Consider the following 12,726-nt stretch of genomic DNA (forward strand, 5'->3'; position numbering starts at 1 on the left):
GGTGTCGTTACGACACCGGCAGGCGGTTCGTCGTCTCCGTGGGCGTCACCGCGTCCGCGCGGACGTCACAGCGGGCCACGGCCGGCGCGCAGCAGCAGGAGCGCGAGCTGGGTGCCGTCCGCGCCGAGCTCGGACCGGAACCGCTCCAGGATCTCCCGCTCGCGGGAGAGCACCAGCCGGGTTCCGCCGGACGCCATCCGGGTCGCGCCGACCTCCTGGGAGAGCGCGGCCCGCTCCTGCCAGAGCGCGATGAGAGTGCTGTCGATCTCGTCGATCCGTCGCCGGATCTCGCCGATCCGCTCCGCCGCCGCCGCGTCGTCGGTGCCGGTCCGGGCCGACGCGGCCCCGGTCGGGTCGCCGCCGGCCGGCCGGTCGTGCCGCGCCAGGCTGCCGCTGGACTCCACCACGTCAGTCATCATCGTCGTCCCTCTCGGGGCTCGGGCCCGGTACCCGGATCCCGGAACGAAAACGCCCCGGGCTCTGGGGAGCCCGGGGCGTTTCGTAGGTCTGTGATCAGGCGCGACCCACGGCTGCCGGACTCCCGGTGCCGTAGTAAAAGTAGAAGCGCTGATCGAACACGTCGTCGAGTATGCCGACCACCTGGGCGGGCGCGCAAGGAGACGCACCAACAGGTGAGACGTGACGGCGTGCGCCGGGCGGCGGCGCGGGCGGGGAAGTGTCCGCCCGGCGGCATAGACTCGGGCTGCGATGCATCCTCTCTTCGACATTCCCGCGTCCCCGCCCGCGCCGGAGTCCCGGCCCACCCCGGCCCGCCGCCCTGCGGGCGCCGGGTCGGACCCGCAGGCCCTCCTCGACGGCCTGAACGGCCCCCAACGGGACGCGGTGACCCACGCCGGCTCCCCGCTGCTGATCGTGGCCGGCGCCGGGTCCGGCAAGACCCGGGTGCTGACCAACCGGATCGCCTACCTGCTCGCCGCCCGCGACGTGCACCCCGGCGAGATCATCGCGATCACGTTCACCAACAAGGCCGCCGGTGAGATGAAGGAGCGGGTGGCCGCGCTGGTCGGCCCGCGCGCCCGGCTCATGTGGGTCTCGACGTTCCACTCCGCCTGCGTACGCATCCTGCGGGCCGAGCACGAGCACGCCGGCCTGAAGTCGACGTTCTCGATCTACGACGCGGACGACTCGCGCCGGTTGATGCAGATGGTCGCCCGCGAGCTGGACCTGGACCCGAAGCGCTACCCGGCCCGGGGCCTGGCCGCCCAGGTGTCGAACCTGAAGAACGAGCTGGTCGACCCGGAGGAGTTCGCCGGCCGGGCCAAGGGGCCGAACGAGCGGGCGCTGGCCGAGGCGTACACGCTCTACCAGCGGCGGCTGCGCGAGGCGCACGCGCTGGACTTCGACGACCTGATCATGACGACGGTGCACCTGCTCCAGTCGCACCCGCACGTGGCGGAGAGCTACCGGCGCCGGTTCCGGCACGTGCTGGTGGACGAATACCAGGACACCAACCACGCCCAGTACGTGCTGATCAAGGAGCTGGTCTCCGGGACCGAGGGGATCCCGCCGGCCGAGCTGTGCGTGGTCGGTGACGCCGACCAGTCGATCTACGCGTTCCGCGGCGCCACCATCCGCAACATCCTGGAGTTCGAGCGGGACTTCACCGACGCCCGCACGATCCTGCTGGAGCAGAACTACCGCTCGACCCAGACCATCCTCAACGCGGCCAACGCGGTGATCGACCGGAACACCTCCCGGAAGCCGAAGCGGCTGTGGAGCGACGCCGGGTCCGGCGAGCAGATCGTCGGGTACGTCGCCGACACCGAGCACGCCGAGGCCGACTGGGTGGCCCGGGAGATCGACCGGCTGGTCGACGACGGCGAGACCCGCCCGGGTGACGTGGCGGTGTTCTACCGCACCAACGCCATATCCCGGGTGTTCGAGGAGGTGTTCATCCGGGTCGGCCTGCCCTACAAGGTGGTCGGCGGGGTGCGCTTCTACGAGCGCAAGGAGGTCCGCGACGCGCTCGCGTACCTGCGCGCGGTGGTGAACGACGACGACACGGTCAGCCTGCGCCGGGTGCTCAACACCCCGCGCCGGGGCATCGGCGAGCGGGCCGAGGCGTGTGTGGAGGCGCTGGCCGCGCGGGACCGCATCTCCTTCGGCGCCGCGCTGCGCCGGGCCAAGGACGCGCCGGGCATCTCCACCCGGGCGGCGAACGGCATCGCCGAGTTCGTCGCGTTGCTCGACGCGGCGCGGGAGCTGGCCGACACCGGCACGCCGGAGGAGGTGCTGGAGGCGGTGCTGACCCGCTCCGGCTACCTGGCCGAGCTGGAGGAGAGCCTCGACCCGCAGGACGCCGGCCGGGTGGACAACCTCCAGGAACTGGTGAGCGTCGCGCGGGAGTACACCGAGCGGATCGAGGCGCTCGGTGCCGACGACGAGCGGGCCACGCTCGCCGGTTTCCTGGAGCAGGTGGCGCTCGTCGCCGACGCCGACCAGATCCCCTCCGACGACCCGGACCACCAGGGTGTCGTCACGCTGATGACGCTGCACACCGCCAAGGGCCTGGAGTTCCCGGTGGTCTTCCTGACCGGCCTGGAGGACGGCGTCTTCCCGCACCTGCGCTCGCTCGGCGACACCCGTGAGCTGGAGGAGGAGCGGCGGCTGGCGTACGTGGGCATTACCCGGGCCCGCCAGCGCCTCTACCTGTCCCGCGCGGTGACCCGGTCGGCCTGGGGCGCGCCCGCCTACAACCCGCCGTCGCGGTTCCTGGAGGAGCTGCCGCCGGAGCTGGTCCGCTGGGAGCGCACCGAGGGGTCGTACACCTCGTGGGGTGGCGGGGGCGGCGGCGTCGGCGGCCGCGCGGACCGGCTGGGCCGCGGCGGCTTCGCCGGCGGCACGCCCAAGGCGACCGAGCTGGCGAAGCGGCTGGGCGTGGACGCCAGCCGCCTGGCCACCGCGAGCGAGCTGAAGCAGGCCCCGAAGGTCTCGGTGGGCGACCGGGTCAACCACCAGCGGTACGGCCTGGGCCGGGTGCTGGCGGTGGAGGGTGCCGGGCCGGGCGCCCGGGCCCAGATCGACTTCGGCGACCAGACCATGTGGCTGGTGCTGCGGCACGCCCCGATCGACAAGCTCTGAGCGTCGGGCGGTCCTGACCGCCCGCACTCAACCCCGGACGTCACCGATCGCGTCTCACCCTGCATCCACTCGTGGACGCGAGACGGATGCGACCTGGAGGTGGCGTGAGTCGCGACGAGGACGACGAACAGTTCCGGCTGTTCGTCCAAGCACAGTGGGGACGGCTGGTCCGCACCGCCTACCTGCTGACCGGCGACCGGGGGACAGCCGAGGACCTGGTCCAGTCAGCGCTGGAGAAGACCCATCGGCGCTGGGGGAGGGTGCTGCGCAGAGACGCGCCCGAGGTCTACGTGCGCCGGGCGATGGTCAACACGGCCATCTCGTGGCGGCGCCGGCGGCGGCCGCTGGAGGTGCCGCTGCTGACCTCCGACAGCGCGCCGGTGCCTGACGCGTACGCGCAGGTGGAGCAGCGGCGACTGCTGCTCGCCGCGCTGCGCCGGCTACCGCCCAGAACCCAGGCCGTTCTGGTGCTGCGCTACTTCGAGGACCTCAGCGAGGCGGACACCGCCCGGGTTCTCGGCTGCTCCGTCGGCTCGGTGAAGAGCCAGGCGTCGCGCGGGCTGGCCCGGCTGCGGGTCGAGTTCGCCCCGCCCGCCCCTGCGTCCCCGGTACGGCTCCAGGAGGATCCGGCATGACCGAGAACTTCGCCCGTTCGACGCTCGGTCCCGCGCTGTGCCAGGCCGCGCACGGTGTCGGCGTACCCGAGGACCCGTGGCCGGGGTTCGCCCGGCGCGAGCGACGGCACCGGCGCAACCGGCTGATCCGGGCGGCTGTGGCAGCGGTCGTGGCCGCGCTCGTCGGGGTCCAGGCCAACGTGGTGCCCCTCCCGGGCTGGGCGCCCGGCATCGCGGTCGCCGCCGCCCCGGCGGCGCTGCTCGACGCGCCGCCCCGGGGCGCGCTCGCCGGCGACCGGGCCTGGCTGGACACGCTACGGGAGCGGATCAGCGCCGATCCGGCGATGGGCCGCCCCACCGCACCGGGCGGCTCGAAGACGGACGGCTTCTGGAAGGTCGGGGATCGCGACCGGATCCGTCTGCTCTACGGCAGTGACCGGCCGGGCCGCCGGGTCGCACTGGTGGCGGTGCCGCTGCGGTTCGGCCTGCTCACCAAGGAGACGCTGGTCTGGTACGCGGGCCCGGCCGGTGCCGACGCCGGGCAGATGCGCTACGCCGGTCACAGCGAGGCCGCCGACGACCCGGTCATGACGCTGATGCAGGCCGGTCCGGACGGGGGAGCATTCGCGGTCGTCGTCGGGCCCCCGGGCTCCACCGTGACGATCAGTGGCGACCCCCGGTACACGCCGAGGGGAACGCTGGAGTACGAGGACATCGCGCGGGCGGACGGCAGCGGGGTCGGCTTCGCCGTCCTGCCTCCCGGGCCGCTGCGGCACGAACCCGTCGTCCGGGTCGGCGACGACAACCATGTGCTCTTCCAGGGCGGCCTGGGCGGCGGCCCGTACGCCGGAATCGACCCGACCGCGCGGGAGATGGACGTCCTGCTCACCGCCGCCCGGCGGGGCGCCCGAGGCACGCCGATGGCCGACGCCGACCTGCGCGACGTCGCCGGATGGGCGCTCCTCGACAGCCGCCTCCCGGTGGCCGGGACGACGGTACGGGTGCTGTGGTCGGGCACCGAGGGCGGCCGGCCCGCCGCGCTGCTCACCGTGCAGCCCGCAGGCGGCGGGGTGATCGCGTACGCGATGCACGGCGACCACCGCACCGGCTGGGGGATCGACCTGCGGCTGCTGCTGCCGGCCGAGGGCGCCGACCGGCGGCCGGTCGGCTGGCGGATCCGGGCCGACGGCGGCACCCGTCCGCCCACCGGCCAGGTGCGGGTGATCGCCCCGCCGGACGCGGCCCGGGTCACGGTCACGGTCGGCGGCGCGCCTCCGGTCGCCGTAGCGCTCGACGCGTCGAAGGTGGGCACCACCCGGGTACCGCCGGACCAGCCGGCCACCCTCACCGCGTACGCCACCGACGGCAGCGTCCTCGGCGCCACTCCGGTGCCGCCGGTCGAGACGGACATGTCGGGCCTGCCCGGCGACAGCCCGGCCACCCGGGTGACCCCCTGACGCAGGCGTGGCCGAGCCGGGGACGGCTCGGCCACGCCGATGGATCACCCGCGTCAGCAGGCGACGCTGATGCCCCGGGCACGCAGGAACGGCGCCGGGTCGATCTGGTTCCACATCGCGCCCTGGTGCACCTCGAAGTGCAGGTGCGGGCCGGTGGAGTCGCCGGTGGAGCCCTCGTAGCCGATGACCTGACCGGCCTTGACCGTGTCGCCGACGCCGACGGCGAGCCGGCTCTGGTGGGCGTAGTGGGTCAGGTAGCCGTTGTGGTGGTCGATGAAGACCGAGATGCCGTAGCCGTCGCCCACGTCGCCGGCCTTGACCACGGTGCCGGCGGCGGCGGCGTGGATCGGCGTGCCGGAGGGCATGGCGAAGTCGATACCGGCGTGCTGGGTGCCCCAGCGGGGCCCGTAGCAGGACGTGATGTCGGCGCCCTTCATCGGGATGACCCAGGTCGGCTTCTTCGCCGCTGTCTTCTTCTTCGTCGGCTTCGGCTTGGGCTTCGCGGTCGCCGTCCTCTTCGGCGCCGGGCTGGTCGCGCCGGCGCTCGGGCTCGGCGACGGGCTGGCCGGTACGGCGGACGGGGTGACCGGCTGGCGGTCCGAACGGTCGGCGCGGGCGGCGTCGTCGGCGCGGGCCGCTGCGCCGAGGTCGACGGCGGCGGGCGTCGGGTCGGACGGGGCGGTGGTGGCGACCACGCCACCGATGCCGAGGCCGAGCAGGGCCACCGCGCCGGTGACCACGTAAACGGTGCGCCGGGCGCGGCGCGGGCGCCGGTGCCGGGCGGGAGCGTTGTCCGGGGTGGGGCTGCTGTGCTGCACGGGATCCTTCATCGGTTTCGAGGGGCACGTGACCTCGAAATACTGGTGTCGGTGCAGGTCGCAGCGGGTATCGGGGGTGTGGAGGCGGTGGTCCGCGCTGCCGCCGCGCGTCCGGTTTCGAACCGGCCGGCCGGTTCGGTCGAAGAGACGATCATCGGTCGATGTGCTCCCGCTCACACCCGTCGGTGTGACCTGGCAGACATCGGCACAGACGAAACCGCCCGGACCATGCGATCCGGGCGGTGAAGGGGCGTACGGAGAGTCAGGACGCGGCTACGTCGCTGTAAACTTCCTCGACTTCGAGCTGAATGTCCACTCCGCGGTCCTTGAGGAACGCCACCGGGTCCTGCGGCTGGCCCTTGACATGGATCTCCAGGTGCAGGTGGGAGCCGTAGGAGTGGCCGGTGTTGCCGACCAGGCCGAGCTGGTCGCCGGCCTTCACCTCCTGGCCCTCCTTGACCGTCACGGCGGAGGAGTGGCCGTAGATGGCCTCGCTGCCGTCGGAGTGCTTCACGATGACGGCGTAGCCGTAGCCGCCGAACCAGCCGGCCTTGCTGACGGTGCCGGCGTGGACCGCCTTGTAGGGCGTGCCCTCCGGGGCGACCAGGTCGATGCCGGTGTGCAGCTTGCCCCAGCGCATGCCGTACGGGGACTTGAAGTCGTAGCCGTGCAGCGGCAGGAGCCACGGGTCCTGCTCGGCGGCTTTGCTGTCGGAGCGGTCGGAGCGGGAGGCGGTGTCCGCGCTCTTGCCGCGGTCGGCGGCGTCCTGGCTGGCGACCGAGGCCTGCCGGAGCTCGTCGAGGACCGACGGGCTGACGCTCTTGGCGTCGGGCAGGGCGTTCGCGCCGATGGCGACGATGCCGGCGCCGACGAACGCGGTGGTGACCACCGCGGCGTAGCGGCTCCGCGGGGGGGTGGGTACGCGGCGGCGGCCGCGATAGCGATCGGGCTCAGACGACAGGCGCTGGCGCACGCACACCCTCCGTTGTCGGGGATCCGATGCGACTCCGGACCGTTCGGTGAAGCTCGGTCGAACCTCCGGTGTCGCGTCGTCACCCGTCCGTGGACCTGATGACAACCGTGGACACGTTAGCCAACCGCCACTCCTGTCACAAGCTGAAGCGCCGAAGTGCTGATTCGTTATGTCCAATTCCATCCGACCTTGTCATATCTCGTGCCGCCGGTCGGATGGCCTGTCGACTGCCCGTTCGTCGCGGACAGTGACCGAACGGCGGAGGTGTCCGGCTTTCCGCGTACCCGGGAGGGCGGTAGGGGGACGGCTCGTATGTGGGAAGGTCCGGCCCGGCTTCCCGCCCCCCGCCCGGCCGGGTTACCGTTCGTTCAGGTCAGGAGTGCCGGTGAAAGGTGTGCGCAGATGAGCTCTCGTATCCGGGTCGTCGTCGCGAAGCCCGGCCTGGACGGCCACGACCGGGGCGCGAAGGTCGTCGCACGCGCCCTGCGGGACGCGGGCATGGAGGTCATCTACACCGGCCTGCACCAGACGCCCGAGCAGATCGTCGAGACCGCGATCCAGGAGGACGCGGACGCGGTCGGCCTCTCGGTGCTCTCCGGCGCGCACATGACGCTGTTCAAGCGCGTCGTCGAACTGCTCGCCGAGCGCGACGCCACCGACATCGTGGTGTTCGGCGGCGGCATCATCCCCGAGGCCGACATCCCGGAGCTGGAGCGGCTCGGCGTCGCGAAGATCTTCACCCCGGGCGCCACCACCGGGTCGATCGTCGAGTGGGTGCGGGAGAACGTCGCCCAGCCGGTCGGCTGACCCGCCGCGTCCCCGGCCCCTGCGTCCCCGGCCCCTACGTTCCCGGCCCCTGCGTTTCCGGGTCCGGGCACGGGGGAGGGGCCGGACGCACCCCTCACACGCCCGGCCCCTCTATGCACGATGCCCCGCCGCCACCCCTCGACCGACAGGGCATCGGCCGCTCCCGTCGTCGCGCTTGACCAGCGCGCCGACATCACACTCAACGACGCCCCCGACGGGCGGTTACGCCCCGGCCCGGACATCCCCCGGACGGCTGACGCCCGTGTGCGCCGGCGCGGCGGTGATCGGCCCGGCCGGCGCCGGCCTGTGCATTACCGCACACCCCGCACCCGCTCGGTTGCCGCCCGTTCCCATCTCGTTAGGCTGCGGCAAATGGCCTGTCTCATCTGATGACAGGCGTCAAACTGATTTTCCGAAGCTGGTGGCGGCGCGACGGCGCGCCGCGGAGACGGGACGGGACGCGCAATCGTGGACCTGTACGAGTACCAGGGGCGGGACCTGTTCGAGCGGCACGGCTTGCCCGTGCTCGCCGGCGGCGTCGCCACTACCCCGGAGGAGGCCCGCGCGATCGCCGAACGCCTCGGCGGCCGGGTGGTCGTCAAGGCGCAGGTGAAGGTCGGTGGCCGCGGCAAGGCCGGCGGCGTGAAGCTGGCCGAGGGCGCGGAGGAGACGGTGGCCCGCGCCACCGACATCCTCGGCATGGACATCAAGGGTCACACCGTCCACAAGGTCATGATCACCGTGACCGCGGACGTGGCCGAGGAGTACTACTTCTCGTACCTGCTCGACCGGGCGAACCGCACCTTCCTCTGCATCGCCAGCGTGGCCGGCGGTATGGACATCGAGCAGGTCGCGGCCGAGACCCCGGAGCGGGTCGTGAAGGCGCCGATCGACGCCAACACCGGCGTGGACGAGGCCAAGGCGCGCGAGATCGTCACCGCGGCCGGCTTCCCGGCCGAGATCGCCGACCAGGTGGTCGACGTCGCGGTCAAGCTGTGGCAGGCGTTCGTGGCCGAGGACGCCACGCTCGTCGAGGTGAACCCGCTGGCCACCACCAAGGACGGCAAGCTGCTGCTCCTGGACGCCAAGGTCACCCTGGACGAGAACGCCGCGTTCCGGCACCCGGACCACGAGGCCCTGGTCGACCAGGCGTCGGTGGACCCGCTGGAGCAGGCCGCGAAGGCCAAGGACCTCAACTACGTCAAGCTCGACGGCGAGGTCGGCATCATCGGCAACGGCGCGGGCCTGGTCATGTCCACGCTCGACGTGGTCGCCTACGCGGGCGAGCGGCACGGCGGCGTCAAGCCGGCCAACTTCCTCGACATCGGCGGCGGCGCGAGCGCCGAGGTGATGGCGAACGGCCTGGAGATCGTCCTGTCCGACCCGTCGGTCAAGAGCGTCTTCGTCAACGTCTTCGGCGGCATCACCGCCTGTGACGCGGTCGCCAACGGCATCGTGCAGGCGCTGGCGCTGCTGGAGCAGCGCGGCGAGAAGGCCACCAAGCCGCTCGTCGTCCGCCTCGACGGCAACAACGCCGAGGCCGGTCGGGCGATCCTCGACGGCGCGGCCAACCCGCTGATCCAGCGGGTCGACACCATGGACGGCGCGGCCGAGCGGGCCGCCGAGCTGGCAGCTGCGGGGGTCTGACAATGGCTATCTGGCTGACCAAGGACTCCAAGGTCATCGTGCAGGGGATGACCGGTTCCGAGGGTTCCAAGCACACCCGGCGGATGCTCGCCGCCGGCACCAACGTGGTCGGCGGCGTCAACCCGCGCAAGGCCGGCACCACTGTCGACTTCGACGGCACCGAGCTGCCCGTCTTCGCCTCCGTCGCGGACGCGATGAAGTCCACCGGCGCGGACGTCACTGTCATCTTCGTGCCGCCGCAGTTCACCAAGGCCGCCGTGGTCGAGGCGATCGACGCCGGCATCGACCTGGCCGTGGTGATCACCGAGGGCGTCCCGGTGCACGACACCGCCGCGTTCTGGGCGTACAACAAGTCCAAGGGCGAGCGCACCCGGATCATCGGCCCGAACTGCCCGGGCATCGCCTCGCCGGGCGCGTCGAACGCCGGCATCATCCCGGCCGACATCACCGGCTCCGGCCGGATCGGCCTGGTCAGCAAGAGCGGCACGCTGACCTACCAGATGATGTACGAGCTGCGCGACATCGGCTTCTCCACCTGCGTCGGCATCGGCGGTGACCCGATCATCGGCACCACCCACATCGACGCCCTGGCCGCCTTCGAGGCGGACCCGGAGACCGACGCCATCGTCATGATCGGCGAGATCGGCGGCGACGCCGAGGAGCGGGCGGCCGAGTTCATCAAGGCCAACGTCACCAAGCCGGTGGTCGGCTACATCGCCGGCTTCACCGCCCCGCCCGGCAAGACCATGGGCCACGCCGGCGCGATCATCTCGGGCTCGGCGGGCACCGCCGACGCCAAGAAGGCGGCGCTGGAGGCGGTGGGCGTCAAGGTCGGCAAGACCCCGACCGAGACCGCCAACCTGATGCGGGAGATCATGTCCGGCCGCTGAGCGGTCGGAGCGACGTGCCGAGGGGTCGACCGGGGAACCGGTCGGCCCCCTCGCGTTCAGCGGTACCAGTACGGGTAGTACGAGTTGCCCCGGGCGCGCACGATGGCGCTGGCGACGATGTTGATCACACCGAACGCGATGGCCAGCCAGCCCAGCAACTGGGACTTGCCGTTGCGCCGGGCGTCGCGGATCGACAGCGCGCCGAAGACGATGCCCAGGATGCCGCAGCAGAACAGGCCGAAGACGATGCCGAGGACGCCCCAGAGCGTGGTCCGGTCCCGGCCGACGGCCGGTGGCGGCGGGGGCGGCGGGTACGGAGCGTTCACGGCTTCCTCCGAGCGGTCGGCACCGCGACGGGAACGGTCGCGTCTGAGGCCGAGGCTAGACCGGATCACCGCCGTGGGACCGGGGTTCGGCGAACTCGCCACGCTGCCGACCGGGTATCGGACTGCCGTCCTCCGCGCGGCGTGCCAGAGTAGACACGATGTCACGCGTCACCCCTGACCAGCCCCGCCGTCCGGCCACCGGTCCCCCCGCCGGCGTCCGGCCGCCCGGCCGTGCCCGTCCGGCCGCCCGGGTGCCCGCGCCCCGAACGGGTGAGGAGCCCCGCAGCCGGGCCCCGCTGCCGGTCGCCGCCGGGGTGGCCGCGCTCTGGGCGGCGCTGACCTCCTGGCTGCCGGTCTCCGCCGTGCTGGGCCTCGCCCAGCTCAGCGAGGACGCCGGATCGTTCGGCGGCGCGTTGCGTGCCGGCCTGGCCGGATGGCTGCTCGGGCACGGCGTGCCGTTGGGCACCACCGCCGGCCCGCTGGGCCTCACGCCGCTCGCGCTCAGCGCGCTCGCCGTCTGGCGGCTCACCCGCGCCGGGGTGCACGTCAGCCGGGCCGTCGGCGCGCGCGGCGCCGGCTCGCCCCGCCAGGCGCTCACCGTCGCGGTCGCGGTCGGCATCGGGTACGCGCTGCTCGGCGCGTTCGCCGCGTTCGCCGTCGACGCGGGCGGCCTGGGGGTCTCCCCGGTCACCGCCGCGCTCACATTCGCCGCGTTCGGCATACCCGCCGCCCTGGTCGGCGCGCTGCGCACCACAGGCGTGTGGGCGCTGCTGGCGGCGCGCTGCCCACCGCCGGTGCGCGACGGTCTGCGCACCGGACTCGTCGCCGCGCTGCTGCTGTGCGGCGCGGGCGCCGGCGCGGCCGGACTGGCGGTGGCCACCGGTGGCGGCGACGCGGCCGACATGATCGGGGCGTACCGGACCGGGGTGGCCGGTCAGGCCGGCATCACCCTGGTCAGCATCGCCTACGCGCCCAACGCCACCGCCTGGTCGGCGAGCTATCTGCTCGGTCCCGGGTTCGCGGTCGGCACCGACACCGCCGTCCGTACGAGTGAGGTCTCCGTGGGCGCGCTGCCGGCCGTACCGTTGCTGGCCGGCCTGCCGCGCGGGCCGATGGACGGGCTGGGTGGCGCGCTGCTGGCGGTGCCGGTGCTGGCCGCGATGGCGGCCGGCTGGCTGCTGGCCCGGCGGCTGCTGCGCGCGGCGGCCGAGGAACGCGCCGAGGTGGGCTGGCCGGCGCTGCTGCTTCCGGCCGCGCTCGCCGGACCGGTCGCCGGCGCGCTGCTGGGGCTGTTCGCGGCGGCCTCCGGCGGGTCGCTCGGTGGTGGCCGGCTGGCCGAGGTCGGGCCGTCGCCGTGGGCGGTGGCCGTGGTGGCCACGCTCGTGATCGGGGTGGGCGCGGTGCTCGGCGCCGCCGCCACCCGCACGCTGACCCGCACCCGCTGACCCGCGCCGCCGCCGGGGCCCGGAGACGCGTCAGGGGCGCCCACCGGAAGGTGGACGCCCCTGGACGGCGGAGGATCAGGGCTGGGCCGGCAGGCTGACGTTGGCGACGATGCCCAGGATGATCAGGATGATGCCCAGGCCGGCGCCGACCGCGCCGCAGATCAGACCGGTCTTGGCCTGACCGTCGTTGTTGGCGAGCCCCTGCGCGGCCTTCTGGCGGCCCAGGTAGCCGGTGACGACAGCGGCGATACCCAGCGGGATGCCGAGGTAGAAGCAGCAGACCAGCGGGATCGAGGCGATACCGAGGATCATGGACACGAGGCCCAGCGTGTTGTTCGGGGTCTGACCCGCCCCGGCCGGGTAGCCCGCGCCCGGGTACTGCGGCGCGGCGCCGTACGGCGGCTGCTGCTGCGCGTACGGGTCCTGGCCGTAGGCGGGCTGACCCGAGGTGGGCTGGCCGTACGGCTGGCCCGAGGTCGGCTGCTGGCCGTACTGCGGCTGCTGCCCGTACTGGGGCTGCTGGCCGTACTGCGGGGCCTGCGGCGGCTGGGCGTACGGGTCGTGCGGCTGGGCGGTCGGGTCCTGGTTCGGCTGCTGGCCGTACGGGTCCTGTCCGGGGTAACCGGGCTGCATGTCTGGGTGCTCCT

At 73.3% G+C, this 12,726-nt stretch carries 12 protein-coding genes; 7 read left to right on the forward strand and 5 right to left on the reverse strand.

What is annotated here, in order from left to right:
• Positions 1 to 65: 65 nt before the first annotated feature.
• A complete protein-coding gene (locus ACN27C_RS12530; protein WP_121685974.1) occupies positions 66 to 419 on the reverse strand; it encodes a chorismate mutase in 354 nt (117 codons plus the stop codon).
• A gap of 289 nt (positions 420 to 708) precedes the next feature.
• On the opposite strand from ACN27C_RS12530, the gene pcrA reads away from it, so the two are divergent.
• The 3 genes from pcrA (at position 709) to ACN27C_RS12545 (ending at position 5,173) form a co-directional block, all read left to right on the forward strand.
• On the forward strand, positions 709 to 3,102 hold the full coding sequence (pcrA, locus tag ACN27C_RS12535) for a DNA helicase PcrA (RefSeq protein ID WP_422751199.1): 2,394 nt from the start codon (positions 709 to 711) through the stop codon (positions 3,100 to 3,102).
• A gap of 104 nt (positions 3,103 to 3,206) precedes the next feature.
• Positions 3,207 to 3,737, forward strand: coding sequence for a SigE family RNA polymerase sigma factor (locus ACN27C_RS12540; protein ID WP_233586163.1), 531 nt, complete (start codon positions 3,207 to 3,209; stop codon positions 3,735 to 3,737).
• Complete coding sequence (locus ACN27C_RS12545; protein WP_422751200.1) at positions 3,734 to 5,173, forward strand: hypothetical protein; 1,440 nt, start codon at positions 3,734 to 3,736, stop codon at positions 5,171 to 5,173. The genes ACN27C_RS12540 and ACN27C_RS12545 overlap by 4 nt, the downstream gene beginning before the upstream one ends.
• A gap of 53 nt (positions 5,174 to 5,226) precedes the next feature.
• Here ACN27C_RS12545 and ACN27C_RS12550 read toward each other — a convergent pair whose 3' ends face one another.
• Complete coding sequence (locus ACN27C_RS12550) at positions 5,227 to 5,991, reverse strand: M23 family metallopeptidase (RefSeq protein ID WP_422751201.1); 765 nt, start codon at positions 5,989 to 5,991, stop codon at positions 5,227 to 5,229.
• Between the two features lie 262 nt (positions 5,992 to 6,253).
• Positions 6,254 to 6,964: a M23 family metallopeptidase gene (locus ACN27C_RS12555; protein WP_120573172.1), complete on the reverse strand. Its 711-nt coding sequence runs from the start codon at positions 6,962 to 6,964 to the stop codon at positions 6,254 to 6,256.
• Between the two features lie 402 nt (positions 6,965 to 7,366).
• Here ACN27C_RS12555 and ACN27C_RS12560 point away from each other — a divergent pair, with 402 nt between their 5' ends.
• The 3 genes from ACN27C_RS12560 (at position 7,367) to sucD (ending at position 10,308) form a co-directional block, all read left to right on the forward strand.
• Positions 7,367 to 7,771 carry a cobalamin B12-binding domain-containing protein gene (locus ACN27C_RS12560; protein WP_120573173.1) on the forward strand — a complete coding sequence of 135 codons (405 nt, stop codon included), beginning with the start codon at positions 7,367 to 7,369 and terminating at the stop codon, positions 7,769 to 7,771.
• A gap of 468 nt (positions 7,772 to 8,239) precedes the next feature.
• A complete protein-coding gene (gene sucC, locus ACN27C_RS12565; protein WP_073828859.1) occupies positions 8,240 to 9,418 on the forward strand; it encodes an ADP-forming succinate--CoA ligase subunit beta in 1,179 nt (392 codons plus the stop codon).
• Positions 9,419 to 9,420: 2 nt separating this feature from the next.
• A complete protein-coding gene (sucD, locus tag ACN27C_RS12570) occupies positions 9,421 to 10,308 on the forward strand; it encodes a succinate--CoA ligase subunit alpha (RefSeq protein WP_120573174.1) in 888 nt (295 codons plus the stop codon).
• Positions 10,309 to 10,364: 56 nt separating this feature from the next.
• On the opposite strand, the gene ACN27C_RS12575 is transcribed toward sucD, so the two are convergent.
• On the reverse strand, positions 10,365 to 10,634 hold the full coding sequence (locus tag ACN27C_RS12575; RefSeq protein ID WP_120573175.1) for a DUF4190 domain-containing protein: 270 nt from the start codon (positions 10,632 to 10,634) through the stop codon (positions 10,365 to 10,367).
• A gap of 158 nt (positions 10,635 to 10,792) precedes the next feature.
• Here ACN27C_RS12575 and ACN27C_RS12580 point away from each other — a divergent pair, with 158 nt between their 5' ends.
• Positions 10,793 to 12,079: a DUF6350 family protein gene (locus ACN27C_RS12580; protein ID WP_422751202.1), complete on the forward strand. Its 1,287-nt coding sequence runs from the start codon at positions 10,793 to 10,795 to the stop codon at positions 12,077 to 12,079.
• A 75-nt stretch (positions 12,080 to 12,154) separates the two neighbouring features.
• On the opposite strand, the gene ACN27C_RS12585 is transcribed toward ACN27C_RS12580, so the two are convergent.
• Entirely contained in the window at positions 12,155 to 12,712 is a 558-nt protein-coding gene (locus ACN27C_RS12585; protein ID WP_120573177.1) for a DUF4190 domain-containing protein, read from the reverse strand.
• Positions 12,713 to 12,726 lie beyond the last annotated feature (14 nt).

Origin of the sequence: Micromonospora sp. WMMD1219 (genome assembly GCF_049315215.1) — a bacterium.
Taxonomy (GTDB): Bacteria; Actinomycetota; Actinomycetes; order Mycobacteriales; family Micromonosporaceae; genus Micromonospora; species Micromonospora tulbaghiae.

Excerpts from the sequence above, each read along its gene's own strand:
- ACN27C_RS12530 (WP_121685974.1), bottom strand. The coding sequence starts at position 419 with ATGATGACTGACGTGGTGGAGTCCAGCGGCAGCCTGGCGCGGCACGAC.
- pcrA (WP_422751199.1), top strand. The coding sequence starts at position 709 with ATGCATCCTCTCTTCGACATTCCCGCGTCCCCGCCCGCGCCGGAGTCC.
- ACN27C_RS12545 (WP_422751200.1), top strand. The coding sequence starts at position 3,734 with ATGACCGAGAACTTCGCCCGTTCGACGCTCGGTCCCGCGCTGTGCCAG.
- ACN27C_RS12560 (WP_120573173.1), top strand. The coding sequence starts at position 7,367 with ATGAGCTCTCGTATCCGGGTCGTCGTCGCGAAGCCCGGCCTGGACGGC.
- sucD (WP_120573174.1), top strand. The coding sequence starts at position 9,421 with ATGGCTATCTGGCTGACCAAGGACTCCAAGGTCATCGTGCAGGGGATG.
- ACN27C_RS12580 (WP_422751202.1), top strand. The coding sequence starts at position 10,793 with ATGTCACGCGTCACCCCTGACCAGCCCCGCCGTCCGGCCACCGGTCCC.
- ACN27C_RS12585 (WP_120573177.1), bottom strand. The coding sequence starts at position 12,712 with ATGCAGCCCGGTTACCCCGGACAGGACCCGTACGGCCAGCAGCCGAAC.